This window comes from Achromobacter sp. (assembly GCF_050285565.1).
In the GTDB taxonomy this organism is placed as follows: Bacteria; Pseudomonadota; Gammaproteobacteria; order Burkholderiales; family Burkholderiaceae_B; genus Achromobacter.
In genome coordinates this window covers 281,770-302,740 of sequence record NZ_JBLZXG010000004.1, presented here as the reverse complement: position 1 = coordinate 302,740, position 20,971 = coordinate 281,770, and the positions used below count along the sequence as shown (strand labels likewise).

Sequence of the window (20,971 nt, the reverse complement as noted above, 5' to 3'; positions counted from 1 at the left end):
ACCTTTTATTGAAAATTTCCTGATTTTCAGAATGATGTTACGGGCGCAGACTACGACGCGTCAATCCTGCCTGGAACCGCCATGTCCCTGCCCGCTCCCGCCCTTTCCCCCCCTGCGCCGGCCGCGCGCCCCGCCCACCGCTGGAAGGTGCTGGCGGTGGGGGTGGCCGCCAACGTCGCGTTCTCCGCGGCCGCCGCCGGGCTGCCCGCCACCGCCGTCTTCATGCGCGCCGCTTACGGCCTGGACAACGACACGCTGGGCCTGGCGCTGGGCGTGCTCGGCCTGGGAGTGGCGCTGTTCGAACTGCCCTGGGGCCTGTTGGCCGACCGCTGGGGCGACCGGCCGGTGCTGCTGGCCGGTCTGGGCGCGACCGCGGCGACGCTGGCCTGGATGAGCCTGTGCGCCGTCCCGGTTCACGGCGTGGCGCCCGCCTTGGCATGGCTGGCGCTGGGCCTGTTGGGGGTGGGAGTGATGGGCGGCAGCGTCAATGGCGCCAGCGGCCGCGCGGTGATGGCCTGGTTCGACGAGGGCGAACGCGGCCTGGCGATGAGCATCCGCCAAACCGCCGTGCCGCTGGGCGGCGGCCTGGGCGCGCTGGTGCTGCCCTGGCTGGCCTCGCGCGCCGGCTTTGGGGCGGTGTTCGGCCTGCTGGCCGCGTTGTGCGCGGGCGCCGCGTTGTTGACACTGGGTTGGCTGCGCGAGCCCGAGCGCGCCCGCGCGGCGCGGGCGCCGGCCGGCGCCGCGGCGGATCGGGCCGGCGTCCGCCACCTTGAGCCTGCCGGCCCCTTGCGCGACGCCCGGGTCTGGCGCGCCGCGCTGGCGATCGGCCTGCTGTGCTGTCCGCAATTCGCGGTGCTGACCTTCGCCACGGTGTTCCTGCACGACTTCAGCGGCGCCGGCATTGGCACCCTGACCGCGGTGATGGTGGCGGTGCAACTGGGCGCCATGGTGGCGCGCATCGCCAGCGGCCGCTGGACCGACCGGCACGGCAATCGCCGCGCCTACCTGCGCGGCTGTGTCTGGCTGGGATGCCTGCTGTTCGTGGCGCTGGCCGTTGCCGCCGCGCTGGCCGGCGGCGTGCCCGGCCAGCGCGCGGCGGCGCTGGCGGTGCCGCTGCTGCTGGCCGCCGCCGGCATCTGCGCCTCGGCCTGGCACGGCGTGGCGTACACCGAGTTGGCGACACTGGCCGGCGCGGCGCGGGCCGGCACCGCGCTCGGGTTGGCCAATACCTGCGTCTACCTGGGACTATTCCTGACGCCGCTGGCGCTGCCGCGCCTGGTGGCGCTCACGTCCTGGCCGCTGGCCTGGTTGGCCGCCGGCGGCTGCATGCTGGCGGTCTTGCCGCTGCTGCCCAGGCCCGCGCGGCGCTGAGCGCGCGCGCCGCGCCGAGCGCTTCACGCGGAAATACTCGGACTACCGGCTAGAGACGCCACGCAGTCGCAACGTATGGGCGTCGCCCCCGCCAGCCGCCGCTCGCCGCGACTGAGCCAGCCCAACGCGAGCGGCCACAGCGTGTCGCGAAAGCGCTCGTGGAAAAAGGCAAAGTGACCGATCGCGTCCAACCCCAGCGAGGCGGGCGCCAGGCGCAGGTGGGTGCGGGCGCTGCCGGTGAAATACGCCAGCAGCCGGCCAACCGCGGCTTCGGTGCCGAATTCGTCATCGGTGACGCTGAGCGCCAGGATCGGCGCGGTCACCGCCGCCATCGCGGCCACGCGGTGCTCCGCGCCGCCTCGGCGTTCGAAGCGCGCGCCCATGAAGCTCCAGTCGCGCACCACGCCGCGCGGCGTGTCTTCCAGCCATCCCAGCCGTCGCCCCGGAAAATAGCCCAGGCAGGCGGTCAGCAACGGCATCACGACATGCCATTTGGCCAGCATGCGCAGGCGCCGGCCGGCGGCGTAGTCGCGCCAGTAGGCGTACTGCGCGCCCATGGTGAAGATGCGCCGCAGGCCGCTGGCCGAGGGCGCCAGACCGGTGACGAAGCCGCCGATGCTGTGCGCCACCACGTCCACCGGCTGGCCGGGAAAATGGCTGCGCACATAGCCCAGCACCGCCTCGAAGTCCTTCTCGCCCCAATCCATCCACGACGCCTGGAAACCGCGCAGTGACGCCGGGCGCGATTCGCCGATGCCGCGATAGTCGTAGGTCAGCACGTCGAAACCGTGCTGGTGCAGGTAGGCCGCGAAGCGCGCGTAATAACGGCAGCGTACCGAGGTGGCGGCGTTGATGACCACCACGGCACGCGGCCCGGCCGGATCGGGGCCGGCATGGCGCCACACATAGCCCCCCAGCGGCACGCCGTCGGCGGCGCGCAGCATGATGCGTTGTGAGTCCATTTTCACATTCCCTTGAATCAATCAATGCGGCGTTTTCGGTTGGCCGCATGAGGCGATTAAACCCGGCAAAAACCCCTGTTTCAACCGATCATTCATCGCTCATTGCATGACTATAAGGAATGTCATTGCACCCGTTTGCGGGCCGCCGACCGGCGCAGCACCCCGGGCGGGCTGCCGTAGACCTGCTTGAACACCCGCGTCAGGTGCGCCTGGTCGGCAAAACCCACCGCCAGCGCCGCCTCGGCTAGCGGCAAGCCGCCGCGCAGCAGCGCGCGGGCGCGCGCCACCCGCCAGTTGCGCAGCCAGGCCTGCGGCGGCAGGCCATAACGGCGCGCGAACTGCTTGACCAGCGTGCTGCGGTGGCGGCCGTCGGCCCGCGCCAGCGCCTCCAGGTCGGGCGCGCAGGCCGGATCGGCACGCATCCGTTGCCACAACAACTCACATACGTCGGCGCCGTCCGGCGCGGGCGGCGCGCCCGTATCGGCGCTGCGCCACTTCGCCGGGGTCACCCGCGTGCCATCGGCCGCGTCGAGCGCCACGGCCCGCTGCGTCCCGCGCGCCGGCCGCCCGTGCGCCGCCAGCAGCCGGAACAGCGCCGCCGATAGCTCGGCGCGGCGCACCGCATCGTCGGCAGGATCCGGCGCCAGCGCGGCCAGCCATTGCGCGCACAGCGCCGCGTCGCGGATCACCGGCCCGGGCAGGTCCAAGCCTCCCGCGCGCAACGCCAACGCATGCTGCTGGAACCAGGCCGGCTCGATATACGCCATGCGATAGGCGAGCAGGCTGGCCGAGGTACCGCCGGTATGCACCTGCCCCGGCGCGATCACCACCAGGTCGCCTTCGCCGGCCTCGAACGCACGGCCATGCACCGTGAAGGCGCAGCGTCCGCGCGCGATGGCGCCGATCGACCAGGCATCGTGGAAATGCGCCTCGTACCGATAGGCGCGCAGGTCGGCGATCAGCACGTCGCCCGGCAGACCAGCGCCGCAATGCCAGATATGTTGGGAAACCGCCATCGGAACACCGTCAGGAAAGAACGCTCGGGGCGCGGCCGACGCGCCCACGCGCCACCGGCCAGCGCCGACAGGCTACCCGAAATCGTCGCCATGCGCGGCCGGCGAGCGCGCCAGCATGCCCTACCCCTTGGCGGCGGCCAGCGCGGCGCGCCGGCCGCGTCCGAACAGCGGCCGCCGCACCGTCTGCGCCAACAGCACGCCGGCCAGCGTCACGGCGCCGCCCAGCAGGTGGTACGCGCGCAGTTGCTCGCGCAACAGCACGAACGCGGCCAGCGCGGTGAACAGCGGCAGCAGGTTGATGAAGATGCTGCAGCGGTTCGGGCCCAGGCGCTGCACGCCCTCGATCCACAGGAACGACAGCAGCACCGACGAAAAGATGCCGGCGTACAGAATCAATGGCATCGTCTGGATGTCCAGCGCGGCCTGGGCGGCCGGCACCCGCAGGTACAGCGGCAACATGTACAGCAGCGCGAAAATCGATTGCACGAAGGTCGACTGCCACGCCGGCACCGGCACCTGCCAATGGCGCAACAGCACCCCATACAACGCATACGAGAATGCCGCCAGCAGCATCAGGCCGTCGCCAGCGTGGATGCCGTGCTGGAACACGCTCAGCATGTCGCCCTGACCCACCAGGTACAGCAGCCCCAGGAACGACAGCGCGCCGCCGGCCGCCATGCCCAGGGTCAGCGGATCGCGCAGGATGACCACGCTGAGCAGCATGCTGAGCAGCGGAATCAGCGCGGTCAGGATCGCCATGTTGGTGGCGGTCGTGGTTGCGGCGGCGCGGTACGACAGCGCCTGGAACAGCGCCGACGACAGGGCGCCGTACAACGCCAGCTTGGGCCAGTGACGCAGCAGGGTCTTGCGGTTGCGCCAGGCCGGCGCGGCCGTGAACAGGCCCATGATCGCCAGCGCCAGGATCAGGCGGTAGAAGGTGATGGCGGTGGGCGAGATGGCGCTGGCCGCCATCTTCGAGACAATGACATTGCCCGCCCAGAACAGGATGGCGAACAAGGGGAACAGGTAGGACATGATGGGGGCACTCGCGGAAGGGGAATCGGCCATCCGCCCCCGCGCACCAGGCACGGGCAGCGGCTGAGCGCCATCCTAGGGCGCCCCCGCGCGCCCGTCTCCCGATGAACTGGCAAGGACTATCGCAAAATGGACAGCCCACCGCTCCCGTCCTGACTCACGGCCGGAACGGCAACGCGTCCAGCGGCGCCTCCAGGCCATCCATCTGCGCCGTCAGCAGCGCGGCGCTGCCGCAGGCCAGCGTGAACCCCAACGCGCCCTGGCCGATGTTGAGCCACAGGTTGTCGGCCGCCGGGCTGCGCCCGATCAGCGGCTTGCCGGTGGGCGTGGCCGGGCGCAGCCCGGCCCACGGAATGGCTTGCTCCAGGTCGAGCGCGGGAAAGGCCTCGCGCACCTGGCGCTTGAGCAACGCGATGCGGGCCGGATCGATCCCGGCGTCGGCGCTGCCGATGTCGACCATGGCCGCGATCCGCAGCACCCCGCCAACCCGCGCGTAGACGATGCGGCGTTCGTAGTCGGTGACACTGATGCGCGGCGCCACGGTGTCGTCCGGCGCCAGCGGCACCGTCAGGCTGTAGCCCTTGAGCGGATACAGCGGCACATCGTGCCCCAGCGGCCGCAGCAGGGCGCGCGTGCCGATGCCGGTGGCCAGCACCACGGCGTCGGCGCCGATATCGCCCTCGCGCGTATGCACCGCGACGATGCGGCGGCCTTCGCGTTGCAAGCCCGCGACGGGGTTGGCCATGGCGCACTGCACGTTGGCCATGGCCCGCAGCCGCTCGAACAGCGCGAGCGTGAACTGACGGCAATCGCCGGCCTCTTCGCTCGGGGTATAGATGGCCCCGGCCAGGCTGGCGCCCATGCCGGCCAGCGCCGGTTCGCGCGCCAGCGTCTGCGCAGCGTCCAGGACCTGCTGCTCGGCGCCATGGGCCGCCTGATAGGCCACCAGCGCGCGCGCCTTGTCCAACAAGGCCGCGCTGCGATAGGCGATCAGCTTGCCATTCCTGAGATGGCCGAACTCCAGATTTTCCTGTTCCAGCAGCGTGTGCATGGCGTCGCGGCTGAGAAACGACAGCGCCTGCAATTGCGCGGTGGACTCGCGCGCCACCGAGGCGCGGCAGGCCAGCGCGAACCGCAGGCACCAGCGCCACTGGTGCGGATCGAGCCGCGGCCGGAATCGCAACGGCGAATCCTCGCGCAACAGCCAGCCCGGCACGCTCGGCAATACGCCTGGGCCGGCCAGCGGCGCGACGTAGCTGTAGCTGAGCTGGCCGCCGTTGGCGTAGCTGGACACTTCGGCCGGATGCGCATGGCTGTCGACCAGCACGACGTCATGGCCCTGGCGCGCCAGGAAGTAAGCGGAGGTCACCCCCACCACGCCGGCACCGATTACGCAAATGCGCATATCCTGCTTCCAGATAAGAAAATGGCAACGGTCTTATTCTGAAGCGGGGGACGGATGACCGCAAATCACCAAAACCCCAGCACCCATAACCCCACCTCATGGCCCGGCACGGCGGCGGGGGCCGGGCGCGGCCGTCAGGCGGCGCGGTGCAGCCTGATGATGGCCGCGGCGGTCGGGTCGCGCACCAGATCCGCCAGGGTGTAAGCATTGAGCGCGTCGTAGAACGCCTGCAGCGTCTGCGCCAGCACCCCCGACAGGCGGCAGGCGCCGTCCAGCGCACAGGGCGGTTCGCGGCAGTCGATCAGCGGCCCCTGCTGCTCCAGTTCACGCACCAGGTCGCCCAGCCGGTACTCGGCGGCCGGGCGCGCCAGCGCCAGGCCACCCCCCTTGCCGCGCGCCGTGCTGACCCAGCCGCGCTGCGACATGAAATGCGCCACCTTGACCAGGTGATTGCGCGACAGGTCGAAGCGCGTGGCGATCTCCGGGATGGTGACCGCCGCGGGCCGGTCGCGGCACTGCGTCAGGTACATCAGGACGCGCAGGCCAAAATCGGTGAATCGGGTCAGTTGCATGGCCGCCAGGATACACCGGTCAGGCCGGCGCGCCGCCGCTGCCGAAGGCCTCGGCATGGATCCGGTCGGCCGTCACGCCCAGCGCCAGCAGCGCCTCGCGCTGGGCCCGCATGAAACCCGCCGGGCCGCACAGGTAGTAGTCGGCGTCCGGCACGATGGCCTCGTCGCGGATGGCGTTCAGGTCGACGCGGCCGGCGAGGTCGTAATCCTGGCCGCGACGGTCATTGCCGCCCACCTCCTCGTAGAACACCGCCTTGCGTACGTTGTCGCGGCCGGCAACGATGGCGTTGACGTGGTCTTTCATGGCGTGCACCGCGCTGTTGCGACAGCCATGCACGAAGCGGATCTGGCGCGGGTCGTCGGTCGCCACCAGGTGATTCAGGATGGACATCATGGGGGTCAGCCCCACTCCGCCGCTGAGCAGCACCACCGGCGCGGCGCGGTCTTCGCGCAGATGGAAATCGCCTTGCGGCGGGGCCACGTCCAGCACCCCGCCTTCCTGCAGATGGTCGTGCAGCGCATTGGACACACGGCCGGCGGGACTGTGCGCGCCGGCCGCCTCGCGCTTGACGGAAATGCGCAGCCGGTCCTGGCCGGGCGCGTCTGACAGACTGTACTGACGCGGCTGCATCAGTCCCAGTTCGGGTACGTAGACCCGCACCGACACGTACTGGCCGGGCCGGTAGGCCGGCACCGCGCCGCCATCGGCCGGCGCCAGGTAGAACGAGGTGATCTCGGCGCTTTCGCGCTGCTTGCCGACCACGCGGAAGGCGCGCCAGCCGGTCCAACCGCCCGGCCGGGTGGCCGCGGCGACATACAGCCGCGCCTCTTCGGCGATCAGCATGTCGGCCAATTGGCCATAGGCGGCGGCCCAGGCGTCCACCAGTTCATCGGTGGCGGCCGCGCCCAACACTTCGCGGATCGAGGCCAGCAGGTGCTTGCCCACGATCGGGTAATGCTCGGGACGGATTCCCAGACTGACGTGCTTGTGCACGATGCGCGTCACCACCGGCGCCAGCACCGAGGGATCGTCGATGTGCTCGGCATAGGCCGCGACCGCGCCGGCCAGCGCCTGCTGCTGTTCGCCACCGGCCTGGTGGCCCTGGTTGAAGACATGCTTGAGTTCCGGATTGTGCTGGAACATGCGGGCATAGAAATGGCGGGTCAGGGCCACGCCATGGGTTTTCAGGACCGGGGCCGTGGCCTTGACCAGGGCGCGGACTTGCGGGCTCAACATCGACTGCTCCTTGTGCTGCGGATGGCGCCGACGCCATCCTTTTTTAAACATGCATTAATAATACATGTTTAAGTGCGGCGCACAAAACTCGAACCGAAGGACCGCGTCAGCGGCCACGGCACCGGGCGGGACGGCATTGCCGAGCCCCCGGCCGCCCACAGCCTGTTCGGCGGCCGCATGCCGGTCAGCTCGCAAAGGAGCCACCTGGGCCGCCCCCTGGGCGCCTGCGGCGCTATTGGCGCCGCGCGCCCCCCATGAACGTCACCCCCAAGTTGGCCGGCCCACGGTTACACTGCCCGTTTGACGCAACACCATAAAGGTTCCCCCATGAGCACCGCTACGCTCAAGACCCGCCTCTCCGACGCCGTCAAGGACGCCATGCGCGCCAAGGCCAGCGAGCGTCTGGCCACCCTGCGCTTCCTGCTGGCCGCGGTCAAGCAGAAGGAAGTGGACGAACGCCGCGACCTGACCGACGCCGAAATCACCGCCATCATCGAAAAGCAGGTCAAGCAACGCCGCGAGTCCATCGCCGCGTTCGAGCAGGCCGGCCGCACCGAGACGGCCGAGCAGGAAAAGGCCGAACTGGTCGTGCTGCAGGAATTCCTGCCGCAGGCCGCCACGCCCGAGGAAGTGACCGCCGCCATCGACGCCGCGCTGGCCGCCGTGGCCGCCCAGGGCGTCACCGGCGCCCCCGCCATGGGCAAGGTCATGGCCCTGCTCAAGCAATCGCTGGCCGGCCGCGCCGACATGACCGCGCTGTCGCAGCAGGTCAAGGCAAAACTCGCCTGAGGCCGTCCGTGCCCGGCGCGCCACGCGCCGGGCAGCGCCAACCCGCCAAAGGGGCCGCCCCTCAGCGGCGCGCGGCCCGCGGGAACATCAAAATGCCCCGCCAAACAGATCCGCCTGGCGCGACTGCTCCTGGGGATCGGTGAAGTTGCTCATGCCCACGCCCGCCAGCCGGTACAGCGTCTGCGCCGGCAGGTCGACCCGCTCGCACAACAGCCTGGCCACGGCCGCCAGCTCGGCGGCCGTGGCCGGCGGCTTGGGGCTGGTCTGGCTGCGCGTCAGGATGCGGAAGCGGTCGGTCTTGAGCTTGAGCACCACCGTGCGGCCCAGCGCGCCCTTTTTCAGCGCCTGGCTCCAGACCTTGTCGGCCATGCGGTCGAGGGCCTCGCCGATGGCCTCCAGCCGCACGTCTTCCGAAAACGTGGTTTCCGCCGACACCTGCTGCAAGGGCTGGTCGGTCTGCACCTCGCGCTCGTCGATGCCGCGCGCCAGCTCGTACAAGCGCCGGCCATAGCGGCCGAAGTAATGTTCCAGTTCCTGCGCGCTGTGGCTGGCCAGGTCGCCCACGGTCTGGACACCCAACTGCGCCAGGCGCGCCTGCGTCACCTTGCCCACGCCCGGCACCTTGCGCACCGGCAGCGGCTGCAGGAATTCCAGCACCCGCGAGGGGCGGATCACATACTGCCCGTCAGGCTTGTTCCAGTCGGACGCGATCTTGGCCAGGAACTTGTTGGGCGCCACGCCGGCCGAGGCGGTCAGCCCGGTCTCGACGCGAATCTGCTGGCGGATCACCTGCGCCACCTCGGTGGCCGACGGCAAGCCGAGCTTGTTGACGGTGACGTCCAGGTAGGCCTCGTCCAGCGACAGCGGCTCGATCAGGTCGGTATGGCGGGCGAAGATCTGGCGGATCTGGCGCGAGACCTCGCGGTAGCGGTTGAAGTCGGGCGGCACGTAGACCGCCTGCGGACAGAGCCGCTGCGCGCGCACCGCCGACATGGCCGAATGCACGCCGAAACGGCGCGCCTCGTAAGACGCCGCGCACACCACCGAGCGCGGCCCGGTCCACGCCACCACCACCGGCTTGCCACGCAGCTCGGGGTTGTCGCGCTGTTCCACGGACGCGTAGAAGGCGTCCATGTCGATGTGTACGATCTTGCGGCTGGCGTCGCTCATGGCGGTGAAAAAACGGGCATCCGGAGGGCGCGACGGGGCGCGCGCGCGGACGGGAAAAGTACGGTCACCGGAAAAATGACCGCGCCAGGGGCATCCGGGCGGGCGCACGGCGTAAAAGTGGATATTATGACCGGCAAATCCACGCTTTCCCTCCGCCCTCTTTTCCCCGCACGACCGCTTCCATGACTGCAACCGCAACCCCCGCCCCGGGCCAGTATTTCGGCCTGGCGATTCCCTTCATGAGTTTTCTGGGCCTGGTGCCCGAACAGATCGGGCCGGCCTATGCCCGCACCTCGTTGCCCTGGCGCCAGGACCTCACCAACAGCCGTGGCGATGTGCACGGCGGCACCCTGATGAGCGTGCTGGACTTCACCCTGAGCGCCGCGGCGCGCGGCTCGGCCGAGGCCACCGAGGGCATGGCCACCATCGACATGAACACCACCTTCCTGTCGCCCGGCACCGGCGACCTGGTGATCGAGGCGCGCTGCCTGCGCCGCGGCGCCTCCATCGCCTTCTGTGAAGGCGACATCCGCCGCGCCGACGGCGAACTGGTGGCCCGCGCCACCGCCACCTTCAAGATCATCCGCCGCCGTCCGGGCGGTGATTGACGCGTTCCGGTGGCGCGCGCGGGGGCTTGAGTCGGCGCGCCGAGCGCTCGGCCCGCGGCCGCTACAACATCGCCGAAGCGATCGATGCGAACTTGCGCCACACGTGCCGACGCAATGCCCGCCCTGGCGGGCGTTCGCCGCGCTACTTCTGCGGATCGCGCGTCGGCTTGACCGGCGGGCGCGTCTCCTGCGGCATATAGCTGGCGCACGAGCTCATGCCGTAGACGATCGCATCCTGCATGGCGCGCAGCGCCGCCGCGTCCCAGGTGCCCTTGCCCCACATCACGATGCGGGTGTCGGTGGTCTTGGGGCCGGCCGCCTTCAGATCGACGCGAGTCATTTCGTTGTCGCTGTACGGCGCCAGCACCCGCACCACGGCGGTCTGGGCGCCTTCGTCCAGGTTCGACACCACGCGGTAGGCGTTGTCGGTGCTGCGCAGGCAGGCGTTGGCCTGACGCACCGTGGTGGCGTAGGCGTCCTTGAAAGCGACGGGCGCCTTGAATTCGCTGTGCGGCGACGTGCCATCCTGCGAGATGCCTATCGAGCAGCCTGCCAGCCCCAAGGCCAGTGCCGACGCCGCGACCAGATTCCGAACCATGTGTTTCTCCAGATTGATAGGCGCGATTATCCCGCAAACCGGCTGGCGGCATAAGTGGCCGGGCCGGTTCGACACCCCGGCGGCGGCTATGGCATTATCGACGCGTCTTCCGGCGGCGCCCGCGGCCGGGAAGGAATCGTCGGAGGTATGCCTTGCTCTCATTCATGAAACACACCCTCATGGCCGCCGGTATCGTCGGCGCCTCGCTGGGCGCCAGCGCCGCCGCGCAGCCCCCCCGGGCCTACCCCCTGAAAGACTTTTTCCGCAATCCGGAACGCGGCTTCTTCCGCCTGGCCGACGACGGCAAGACCCTGGGCTTCATGCAGCCCACCAGCGTCGACGGCAAGCCGCCGCGCATGAACATCTACGTGCAGGCCCTGGAGGGCAGCAAGCCGGTGGGCGAACCGCGCAAGCTGACCAGCGAATCGGCCCGCGACATCAGCAATTTCTTCTGGAAAGGCCCCAACGTGGTGCTCTACCAGAAAGACTTCGGCGGCGACGAAAACTTCCACGTCCTGGCGGTGGACGCCAAGACCGGCAAGGTCACCGACCTGACTCCCTATAATGGCGTGCGCGCCAGCATCGAGGACGACCTCGAAGACGATCCCGACCACATCCTGATCAGCCACAACCAGCGCGACCCGCAGGTGTTCGACGTCTACCGCGTCAACGTGCATACCGGCGCCGGCGTGCTGGTGGCGCAGAACCCCGGCAACATCGTCGGCTGGCAGACCGACCACGCCGGCAAGGTGCGCGCCGCCGTCACCAGCGATGGCCTGAACACCACCCTGCTCTACCGCGACAGCGAAGCCTCGGAATTCCGTCCGCTGTTCACCACCGACTACCGCACCAGCGTCAGCCCGGCCTTCTTCACCTTCGACGACAAGAAGTTCTACGCCCTGTCCAACCGCGGCCGCGACAAGCTCGCGCTGGTGGTGATCGACCCGGCCAGCCCCGACAAGGAAGACGAGATCTTCACCCCGGACACGGTCGACCTGGACGCCGCCGGCTTCTCGCGCAAGCGCCGCGTGCTGACGGTGGCCTCATATCAGACCGACAAGCCGCAATACAAGTTCTTCGACGCCGAGACCGAGACGCTGTTCAAGAAGCTGTCAGCCCAGCTCCAGGGCTACCAGTTCGCCATCCAGGGCGCCAACCGCGACGAAGACAAGTTCATCGTCGCCGCCTACAACGACCGCACGCCCGGCTCGCGCTATATCTACGACGCGCGCGCCGACACGCTCTCCAAGCTGGCAGACATCAACCCGGCCATTCCCGAGGCCGACATGTCGCGGGTGCGGCCCATCACCTACCAGAGCCGCGATGGCCTGACCATCCACGGCTACCTGACGCTGCCGGCCGGGCGCGAGCCCAAGAACCTGGCGTGCATCGTCAACCCGCACGGCGGCCCGTGGGCGCGCGACGGCTGGGGCTACAACCCCGAGGTGCAGTTCCTGGCCAACCGCGGCTTCTGCGTGCTGCAAATGAACTTCCGCGGCTCCACCGGCTATGGCCGCGCCTTCTGGGAAGCCAGCTTCGGCCAGTGGGGCCTGAAGATGCAGGACGACATCACCGACGGCGTCCAATGGCTGGTCAAGCAGGGCATCGCCGACCCCAAGCGCATCGGCATCTACGGCGCCAGCTACGGCGGCTACGCCACGTTGGCGGGCGTGACTTTCACCCCCGACCTGTACGCGGCCGCGGTCGACTACGTCGGCGTGTCCAACCTGTTCACCTTCATGAAGTCGATTCCGCCCTACTGGAAGCCGATGCTGGACAAGATGCAGGACATGGTCGGCGACCCGGTGCGCGACAAGGACCGCCTGGCCGCCACCTCGCCGGCGCTGCACGCCGACCGCATCAAGACGCCGCTGTTCATCGCCCAGGGCGCCAAGGATCCGCGCGTCAACAAGGACGAGAGCGACCAGATGGTCAAGGCGCTCAAGGCGCGCGGCGTCGAAGTCGAATACATGGTCAAGGACAACGAAGGCCACGGGTTCCACAACGACGAGAACAAGTTCGAGTTCTACGCGGCCATGGAAAAGTTCTTCGTCGAGCATCTCAAGCCCTAGGCTCGGGTCTCGGCCGCCAGGTCCGTGACGTCCTCCCGGGCCGCCTGCGGGCGGCCCGGCGCGCGTCCGCTCCAAGCCATCTCGACGCGGTCGCGGCCCAGTTCCTTGGCCTTGTACAAGGCCAGGTCGGCGCGGGCCAGGATGCCGTCGGCGCTATCGCCCGGCTGGTAGGTGGCCACGCCGCCGCTGGCGGTCATGCGCAGTTCCTGCCCCTGCAGGTACAGCGGCGAATCGCGCAGGGCGTCGCACACCCGCTGCGCCTGCACCAGCGCGTTGGCGGCATCACAGTCGTACATCAGCAGCACGAACTCCTCGCCGCCGAGGCGTCCAAAGCGGTCGCTGGCGCGCACGGCCTTGGGCACCACCCGCGCGAAGTGGCGCAGCGCCGTGTCGCCGGTGGCGTGACCGTGGCGATCGTTGATCGACTTGAAATGATCGATGTCCAATACCAGCACCGCCAGCCGCGCCTGGCTGCGCGCGCAACGCTGCAATTCGCGCTCCAGTTCGTCGAGAATGCTGCGGCGCGAATAGGCTCCGGTGAGACTGTCGAAGGTCAGCGCGGCCTGCATCTGTTCGGACAGCCAGGTCTGGATCAGCAACAGCAGCGCCAGAAACAGCGCCGGCACCGTCACCGAACCACAGACAATGAAGAACAGGCTCCAGGGCGCCGGATCCAGCAGCGAGGACACCTGCACCCAGCCACCGCCGTAGACGACCGCGCGCAAGGCATGCATCGCCGCCAGCGCCGACAGCGACAGCAGCACATACAGCATCACGCCCGGCGTCCGGATGCGCTGGCGCTGGCGGTAGACCACGATGCCCGTGGCCAGCATCAGCACGCAGGTGTAGGCCGAGAACAGCGTCAGGCGCCCCACCAGATCATTCTCGTAATACAGCATCAACGCCATCGCGCCGACCGCACAGCCGGCGGCCAGCGCCGCGCGCAAGGCTTGCGGGCGCAGGCCGAAGAACTGCCGCACGCCCACATAGACCAGGCTCACCGCGGCCAGCCAGGCGGCATTGGACACCATCACATAGGCGCCCGGCGGCATGATCTCGGACGAGGCATAGGCCAGCAACGACAGCACCGCCAGCGCGTTGGCCGCCGTGAACGCCTCGATGCCGGGCACGCCGCCGCGCGCGTAAAACGGCAGCAACAGCGGCAGCGCCAGGGCCGTCGCCAGGCCCCACACCAGGAAAAATAGAGAAGTCGTCATGTTGTTGCCGGCTTGCGCCCTCGTGGGCGGTCGCCGTCGCGTGGAACATCTGTTGCACCGGATGCAGAGTCGGAACCAGGTTACAGACCTGCACTTTTGACGTTTTTTGTTACCTATATGGCAAACCATCGCCCTTGTCCGTCGCGCGCATAACGTTCCGTGTGGGAAATTCCCACAACCGGCCATACCGCCACGACGGCTGCGCGGTATGCAAAGAAGAATACGCCAAGCCCCGGGCGCATAGCGCTTCCTTTGCACTAATTGACAGTTGAATCCGGCGAAAAGTCATAAAGTTCGGTCTATCGCCGGCGCCACCAGAAGCGCCGCGATCACGCCCCACGGGCGTGGCGCGTACTAGCCATGCACTCCCTTGCGCGAGTGCGAAGGTCCCCGTAGCGGGCGCCGCGCAGTCACTACCCAACGCTCTCCCTTCGCCGCCGGCGCCTTGCGCCCGCGCGCCTCGCCTTCGGCAACGCGACATCCGCGCGCCCGGCCGGCGGAGCCATGAGCGCCCCTATCGCAACTGCGGAAGTGCTTACAGATGCTGAAAACAACGACGCCCGCCAAGGGCCAGGCGCAGCGCCCCGCGGCGCATGCCTTGATGGGAGCCCCGCGAAGGCGGGCCGCTGGAACGAGACTGCGGGCGCTGACGGCCAGCGCGCTGCTGGCCCCGGCGCTGGCCGCCCCCGGCGCCGACTACGACGCGCTGATCGCGCGCGCCCGCGCTGGCGACTACGAGCCGGCCCTGGCCCTGCTGCGGCAGCAAGGGCCGGGCGCCGGCCGCCAGGCGGTGTATGACCACATCGTCATCGCCGGCTGGGCCGGCCGGCCCGCCGAAGCCGTGGCCGCCTACGAGACCCTGCCGCCGGCCGGCGCCCTGCCCGCCGACATCCAGTTGGCCGTGGCGCGCGCCTACCGCGACCTGCGGCGCTGGCCCGAGGCGCTGGCGGCGTATCGCGCCGGCCTGCGCCGGCATCCCGGCCAATCCGGGTTCGCGGCCGGCGAAATCATGACGCTGGCCGACGCCGGCCAGACCGACGCCGCGCGCCGCGCCGGCCAGGACTGGGTGGCGCGCGCGCCGCGCAACGCCGACGCGCGCCTGGCCCTGGGCTATGTCCACGCCCGCCAGGGCCAGCCCTACGAGGCGCTGCACCAGGCCGACCAGGCGCTCGCCATTGCGCCGGGCACGCCCTACGTGCTGCGCGAATACATCGACGCGCTCGGCCGCGCGCGGCTGGCGCAGCCCGCGCTGGAACTGGCGCGGCGGCATCCCGACCTGTTCGACGCCGCGCAACTGCGCCGCCTCGAAGGCGACGCGCTGGCACAGCAGGTGCGCCTGGCAGCCATGCCCAGCCGTAGCGAGGCCGAGCGCTTTGTCATCGCGGACCGGGCGCTGGCGCGCTACGACGAACTGATTCCCGCCTGGCAGGCCCTGGGCGACGCGGCCCGCGCCGATGTGCGGCGCGCCCGCATCGACCGCCTGCACGCGCTGCACGCGCGGGCGCGCATGGCCGAGGTGGCGCGGGAATACGAGGCGCTGCGGGCCGAGGGCGTGGCCGTGCCGCGCTACGCGCTCAATGACGTCGCCTCGGCCTACCTGTACCTGCGCCAGCCGGAAAAGGCGCGCGACCTCTATCGCCAGGTCGGCGCGGATGATGCTTTCCGCAACGATGACGCGCAGGACCGCCTCAGCACCGAAACCGGCCTGTACTACGCGCTGGCCGAGGCCGAACAATTCGACCAGACCGGCGCCGTCACCGACGCCATCGGCGCGGGCTACGCGCCCTGGCTCTATTACAAGGGCCAGGCCACCCGCAACCCCAACGACCTCAAGCTGGAAAGCGAGCAGACCGTGGCGGCGGCGCGCCTGCAGGCCGACGACACCGTGGCCGCCGAACAGCGCCTGGCCGGCATGGTCGCCAACGCGCCCAACAACTCCACGCTGCGCGCCGACCTGGCCTCGGTCTACCGGCGACGCGACCAGCCGCGCGCCTCCGAGCGTGAACTGAAGCTGGCCGAGACGCTGGCGCCGCGCGCGCTGTCGGTCGAAAACGGCCAGGGCTTCACCGCCCTGGACCTGCAGGAATGGCGCCAGGCCGAGGCACTGTCGGCCGACACCCTGGCGCGCGCGCCGGAAAACCTGACCAGCCGCCGCCTGGCGCGCGAATGGGAAGTGCACAACAAGGCCGAACTGCGCCTCAGCGGCTACCGCGGCCTGGCCTCGGACAGCCCGGTCAACGGCAATGGCGACTTCGGCATCGACGCGGTGCTGTATTCGCCGCCCATCGACTACCACTGGCGCGCCTTCGGCGGCGGCGGCTATGCCACCGGCGACTTCGAGGAAGGCCGCGGCAACTACCGCTGGCTGCGCACCGGCGTCGAATGGCGCGGCCGCGACCTCACGGTCGAGGGCGAAGTCTCGACCCACAGCTACGGCCATGGCGTCAAACCCGGCCTGCGCCTGTCGGCCGCCTACGACATCGACGACCACTGGCAGGTGGGCGGCGCGGGCGAGCTGCTGTCGCGCGAGACCCCGCTGCGAGCGTTGACCAACGACATCACGTCCAACCGCCTGACCGGCTTCGTGCGCTGGCGCGCCAATGAACGGCGCGAATGGACGCTGTCGCTGGCGCCGTCGCGCTTTTCCGACGGCAACCAGCGCTGGGAACTGGGCCTGGCCGGGCGCGAACGCGTCTACACCGCGCCGCACCTGAAGGCCGACCTGACGCTGGACCTGTCGAGCCAGCGCAACAGCCGCGACGACGCGCCCTACTACAACCCGCGCTCGGACCTGATGGTGCTGCCCGGCGCGCGCCTGACCCACACGCTGTACCGCCGCTACGAAACCGCCTGGGAGCAGATCGGCACCCTCGGCGCCGGCACGTACACCCAGCAGGGCTACGGCACCGGCGGCGTCATCGCCCTGGGCTACGGCCAGCGCTACCGCGCCAACGACGTGCTGGACATGGGCGCGATGATCACCGGCATCAGCCGCCCGTACGACGGCCAGCGCGAGCGCGAACTGCGCATCGTGTTCGACCTTGCCTACCGCTTCTGAGACCGCCATGTTGCTCAAGCTACCCACCCGACTCCTGCTGACGGCCCTGTTGCTGCTGGCCATCCTGGCGCTGACCGCCTGCGCCAAGGACATCCCGGTCTACACGCCGCCGTCCGAACGGCCCGTGGCGGCCGCCGAAAAGCCCTGGGTGCCCGGGAATTTCCTGGCCCTGGCCTACCACGACGTCGAAGACGACGACCCCGATCAGGCCTTTCTGAGCGTGCGCACCGACCGCCTGGTGGACCAGTTGGCCTGGCTGCGCGAGAACGGCTACCAAGCCGTCTCGGTCGACCAGATCCTGGCCGCGCGCCAGGGCGGCAAGCCGCTGCCCGAGCGCGCCGTGCTGCTGTCGTTCGACGACGGCTACCGCAGCTTCTACACCCGCGTCCTGCCGATCCTTAAGGCCTACCGCTGGCCCGCGCTGCTGGCGCCGGTGGGCGCCTGGATGGACACCCCGGCCGACCAGCGGGTCGATTTCGGCGGCAGCCTCGAACCGCGCCAGCGCTTTCTGAACTGGGACGAAGTGCGCGCCATCTCGCAGTCCGGGCTGGTCGAGATCGCCGCCCACACCGACGCCTCGCACTACGGCGCGCTGGCCAACCCGCAAGGCAACACCGAACCGGCCGCGGCCATCCGCGCCTACGACGCCAAGACCGGCCGCTACGAAACCGAGGCCGAATTCCAGGCCCGCATGGGCGGCGACGTGCGCGCCATCAGCCGCAAGATCGAACAGGCCACCGGCAAAAAGCCGCGCGTCTGGGTCTGGCCCTACGGCGCCGAAGGCGGCAGCACGCTGCGCATCGCCGCGGAAAACGGCTACCAACTGGCGCTGACGCTGGAGGACGGCCCCGGCCGGCTGGCGCGCCTGATGTCCACGCCGCGCATGCTGCTGGCCAGCGATCCCGCGCTCAAGCCCTTCGCCAACAGCATCGTCGGCATGGAAGCCACGCCGCTGATGCGGGTGGCCCACGTCGACCTGGACTATGTCTACGACCCCGACCCGGCGCAGACCGACCGCAACCTGGGCGAACTGGTGCAGCGCATCCTGGACATGCAGATCAACACCGTGTTCCTGCAGGCCTATTCCGACCCCGGCGGCGACGGCCTGGTGCGCTCGGTGTACTTCCCCAACCGCTGGCTGCCGGTGCGCGCCGACCTGTTCAACCGCGCCGCCTGGCAGTTGCACAACCGCGCCAACGTCATGGTGTATGCCTGGATGCCGGTGCTGGCCTATGACCTGGACGCCTCGATCCCGCGCGTCACGCGCTGGCGGCCAGACGGCGCCCAGGCGCGCCCGGACCCCGACCAGTACCGCCGCCTGTCGCCGTTCGACGCCACCGCGCGGGCGCGCATCGGCGACCTGTACGAAGACCTGGCGCGCCACGCCATCTTCGACGGCATCCTGTTCCACGATGACGCCGTGCTGTCCGACTTCGAGGACGCCAGCGCCCCCGCGCTGGCGGCCTACCGCGCCGCCGGCCTGCCCGGCGACATCGGCCGGTTGCGCGCCGACCCGGACACGCTGCAACGCTGGACGCGCTTCAAGAGCCGCGCCCTGATCGACTTCACGGCCGAACTGACCGAACGCGTGCGCGCGGTGCGCGGGCCGCAGATCAAGACCGCCCGCAACCTCTTCGCCATGCCGATCCTGGAGCCGCAGTCGGAGACCTGGTTCGCGCAGAACCTGGACGACTTCCTGGGCGCCTACGACTGGACCGCGCCCATGGCCATGCCACTGATGGAGAACGTGCCCAAGGGCCAGGAAAACGCCTGGCTCGACCGGCTGGTCGACGCCGTGGCGCGGCGCCCCGGCGGGCTCGACAAAACCGTGTTCGAACTGCAGGCGCGCGACTGGCGCACCGGCCCCGGCCGCCCCGAGGCCACGCCCGTCGACACCGCCGTGCTGGCCGGCTGGATGCAGCGCCTGCAACTGCGCGGCGCCCGCAGCTTCGGCTACTACCCCGACGACTTCTCGCAAGACCAGCCCCGGTTGCAAGGCATCCGGCCCGCCATCTCCGAAGCCTGGTATCCCCTCCGATGATCGACCGACTGATTGCCCTGATTATTCTGCTGGCGGTGCTGGGCGCGCCGTTCGGCTTCACCCTGATGCTGACCGGCCAGGCGCTGCTGGGCTTCGTCTTCTTCTATCCCCTCTTCATGTCCGGCATGTGGATGGCCGGCGGCCTGTACTTCTGGTGGCACTGGGAACGGCGCTGGCAGTGGGGCCCGGCGTCGCCGCCGCCGGCGCTGGCCGGCAATCCGCTGGTGTCGATCCTGGTGCCCTGCTACAACGAGGCCGACAACGGCGAGGAAACCCTGCTGGCCGCGCTCAACCAGCGTTATCCGAACCTCGAAGTCATCGCCATCAACGACGGTTCCCGCGACGGCACCGGGCCGATGCTGGACCGCCTGGCCGAACAGCATCCGCGCCTGCGGGTGGTGCACCTGGCGCAGAACCAGGGCAAGGCCATGGCGCTGCGCATGGGCGCGCTGGCCGCGCGCAGCGAATACCTGGTCTGCATCGACGGCGACGCGGTGCTCGACCCGGACGCCGCCGCCTACCTGGTGGCGCCGCTGATCGACAACCCGCGCGTGGGCGCGGTCACCGGCAACCCGCGCATCCGCACCCGCTCGACCCTGATCGGCCGCATCCAGGTGGGTGAATTCTCGTCCATCATCGGCCTGATCAAGCGCACCCAGCGCATCTACGGCCAGGTCTTCACGGTGTCGGGCGTGGTGGCCGCCTTCCGGCGCGCGGCGCTGGATCGGGTCGGCTACTGGAGCCTGGACATGATCACCGAGGACATCGACATCAGTTGGAAGCTGCAGCGCGATCACTGGTCGATCTTCTACGAGCCGCGCGGCCTGTGCTGGATCCTGATGCCCGAGACGCTGCGCGGCCTCTGGAAGCAGCGCCTGCGCTGGGCCCAGGGCGGCGCCGAGGTGTTCCTGAAGAACCTGCGTTCGATCTGGAACTGGCGCCACCGCCGCCTGTGGCCGCTGATGCTGGAATTCTGCCTGTCGACCGCCTGGGCCTTTGCCTTCGGCGTGTCGGTGCTGCTGTGGCTGATCAGCCAGGTCGTGACCCTGCCCAACAACATGCACATCGCCAGCCTGATGCCGCCGGCCTTCACCGGCATGATGCTGGCGATGGTGTGCCTGCTGCAGTTCGCCATCAGCATCCTGATCGACCGCCGCTACGAGCCGGGCCTGTGGCGCGCGCTCTACTGGGTCATCTGGTATCCGCTGGCCTACTGGATGGTGAGTCTGCTCACCACCCTGGTCAGTTTCCCCAAAGTCATGCTGCGCAAGCAGGCCGAGCGCGCGCGCTGGACCAGCCCCGACCGCGGCATCAAATCACCGGACGCATCATGATCATCACCACGCAACGCTCGCGCGCGGGCTACCTGTTCGACCTGCTGCTGACCGCCATCGGCTGGTTCGCCTTCGTCTACCTGTTCGGCGCCGGCATCGCCGCCATCCTGCGCGGCGCGGCCGGCGGGCCGCAGGCGCCGCTGTGGCCGACCTTCCTGCCGACACTGCACACGCTGGGCGGCTACGCCGTGCTGGCACTGCTGAACGCCGCGCTGCTGGTGCTGTGGGCGGCCTACAACCACCTGCGCTTTGCCGGCAACGACCGGCGCCAGCCCATCGAGCCGCTGGACGACCAGCGGCTGGCCCGGAGCTTCGCCGTCACGCCGCGGCAGCTCGCGCAGTTGCGGGCCACGCGCGTCGCCGTCATCCATCACGGCGACGACGGTGAGATCCAGGCCATCACGGCGGTCCGCCCGCGCCTGGCCGCCGTGCCGGCGGCCTGAGGGCGGCGCGGAGCCGCGCTGAAGCGACCGCCGGCCCGCGCGC

General features: G+C 69.8%; 17 protein-coding genes. 8 read left to right on the top strand and 9 right to left on the bottom strand.

Going from position 1 to position 20,971, the window contains the following annotated elements; genetic code table 11:
• The first annotated feature begins 81 nt into the window (after positions 1-81).
• Positions 82-1,371, top strand: coding sequence for an MFS transporter (locus tag ACN6O8_RS10175; RefSeq protein ID WP_427990929.1), 1,290 nt, complete (start codon positions 82-84; stop codon positions 1,369-1,371).
• A gap of 23 nt (positions 1,372-1,394) precedes the next feature.
• Here the strand turns inward: ACN6O8_RS10175 and ACN6O8_RS10170 are convergent, their stop codons facing one another.
• From ACN6O8_RS10170 to hmpA, 6 genes are all read right to left on the bottom strand, one after another.
• A complete protein-coding gene (locus tag ACN6O8_RS10170) occupies positions 1,395-2,333 on the bottom strand; it encodes an alpha/beta hydrolase family protein (protein WP_427990928.1) in 939 nt (312 codons plus the stop codon).
• A 122-nt stretch (positions 2,334-2,455) separates the two neighbouring features.
• Positions 2,456-3,349: an AraC family transcriptional regulator gene (locus tag ACN6O8_RS10165; RefSeq protein ID WP_427990927.1), complete on the bottom strand. Its 894-nt coding sequence runs from the start codon at positions 3,347-3,349 to the stop codon at positions 2,456-2,458.
• Positions 3,350-3,469: 120 nt separating this feature from the next.
• On the bottom strand, positions 3,470-4,384 hold the full coding sequence (locus ACN6O8_RS10160; protein ID WP_427990926.1) for a DMT family transporter: 915 nt from the start codon (positions 4,382-4,384) through the stop codon (positions 3,470-3,472).
• Positions 4,385-4,541: 157 nt separating this feature from the next.
• Entirely contained in the window at positions 4,542-5,789 is a 1,248-nt protein-coding gene (locus ACN6O8_RS10155; protein WP_427990925.1) for a D-amino acid dehydrogenase, read from the bottom strand.
• A gap of 134 nt (positions 5,790-5,923) precedes the next feature.
• Complete coding sequence (locus ACN6O8_RS10150; RefSeq protein ID WP_427990924.1) at positions 5,924-6,361, bottom strand: Rrf2 family transcriptional regulator; 438 nt, start codon at positions 6,359-6,361, stop codon at positions 5,924-5,926.
• Between the two features lie 19 nt (positions 6,362-6,380).
• Positions 6,381-7,598: an NO-inducible flavohemoprotein gene (hmpA, locus tag ACN6O8_RS10145; RefSeq protein ID WP_427990923.1), complete on the bottom strand. Its 1,218-nt coding sequence runs from the start codon at positions 7,596-7,598 to the stop codon at positions 6,381-6,383.
• Positions 7,599-7,925: 327 nt separating this feature from the next.
• On the opposite strand from hmpA, the gene ACN6O8_RS10140 reads away from it, so the two are divergent.
• Positions 7,926-8,387, top strand: coding sequence for a GatB/YqeY domain-containing protein (locus ACN6O8_RS10140; RefSeq protein WP_427990922.1), 462 nt, complete (start codon positions 7,926-7,928; stop codon positions 8,385-8,387).
• Between the two features lie 87 nt (positions 8,388-8,474).
• Here ACN6O8_RS10140 and dinB read toward each other — a convergent pair whose 3' ends face one another.
• Positions 8,475-9,557, bottom strand: coding sequence for a DNA polymerase IV (gene dinB, locus ACN6O8_RS10135; protein ID WP_427990921.1), 1,083 nt, complete (start codon positions 9,555-9,557; stop codon positions 8,475-8,477).
• Positions 9,558-9,739: 182 nt separating this feature from the next.
• Here dinB and ACN6O8_RS10130 point away from each other — a divergent pair, with 182 nt between their 5' ends.
• Positions 9,740-10,165 carry a PaaI family thioesterase gene (locus ACN6O8_RS10130; protein ID WP_427990920.1) on the top strand — a complete coding sequence of 142 codons (426 nt, stop codon included), beginning with the start codon at positions 9,740-9,742 and terminating at the stop codon, positions 10,163-10,165.
• Between the two features lie 142 nt (positions 10,166-10,307).
• Here ACN6O8_RS10130 and ACN6O8_RS10125 read toward each other — a convergent pair whose 3' ends face one another.
• Positions 10,308-10,763 (bottom strand): BPTD_2524 family lipoprotein, encoded by a 456-nt coding sequence (locus ACN6O8_RS10125; protein ID WP_427990919.1) that lies wholly within the window; start codon positions 10,761-10,763, stop codon positions 10,308-10,310.
• A 164-nt stretch (positions 10,764-10,927) separates the two neighbouring features.
• Here ACN6O8_RS10125 and ACN6O8_RS10120 point away from each other — a divergent pair, with 164 nt between their 5' ends.
• Complete coding sequence (locus ACN6O8_RS10120; protein WP_427990918.1) at positions 10,928-12,835, top strand: alpha/beta hydrolase family protein; 1,908 nt, start codon at positions 10,928-10,930, stop codon at positions 12,833-12,835.
• On the opposite strand, the gene ACN6O8_RS10115 is transcribed toward ACN6O8_RS10120, so the two are convergent.
• Positions 12,832-14,052 carry a GGDEF domain-containing protein gene (locus tag ACN6O8_RS10115; protein WP_427990917.1) on the bottom strand — a complete coding sequence of 407 codons (1,221 nt, stop codon included), beginning with the start codon at positions 14,050-14,052 and terminating at the stop codon, positions 12,832-12,834. The genes ACN6O8_RS10120 and ACN6O8_RS10115 overlap by 4 nt on opposite strands.
• A gap of 541 nt (positions 14,053-14,593) precedes the next feature.
• Between ACN6O8_RS10115 and pgaA the strand changes: the two genes are divergently transcribed.
• From pgaA to pgaD, 4 genes are read left to right on the top strand one after another with little or no spacing between them, the layout of a single operon-like run.
• Positions 14,594-17,110 carry a poly-beta-1,6 N-acetyl-D-glucosamine export porin PgaA gene (gene pgaA / locus ACN6O8_RS10110; protein WP_427990916.1) on the top strand — a complete coding sequence of 839 codons (2,517 nt, stop codon included), beginning with the start codon at positions 14,594-14,596 and terminating at the stop codon, positions 17,108-17,110.
• A gap of 7 nt (positions 17,111-17,117) precedes the next feature.
• A complete protein-coding gene (gene pgaB, locus ACN6O8_RS10105; RefSeq protein ID WP_427990915.1) occupies positions 17,118-19,151 on the top strand; it encodes a poly-beta-1,6-N-acetyl-D-glucosamine N-deacetylase PgaB in 2,034 nt (677 codons plus the stop codon).
• A complete protein-coding gene (pgaC, locus tag ACN6O8_RS10100; RefSeq protein WP_427990914.1) occupies positions 19,148-20,485 on the top strand; it encodes a poly-beta-1,6-N-acetyl-D-glucosamine synthase in 1,338 nt (445 codons plus the stop codon). The genes pgaB and pgaC overlap by 4 nt, the downstream gene beginning before the upstream one ends.
• Positions 20,482-20,928, top strand: a complete 447-nt coding sequence (pgaD, locus tag ACN6O8_RS10095) for a poly-beta-1,6-N-acetyl-D-glucosamine biosynthesis protein PgaD (RefSeq protein ID WP_427990913.1) — start codon at positions 20,482-20,484, stop codon at positions 20,926-20,928. Before pgaC ends, pgaD begins: the two co-directional genes overlap by 4 nt.
• Positions 20,929-20,971: the final 43 nt, after the last annotated feature.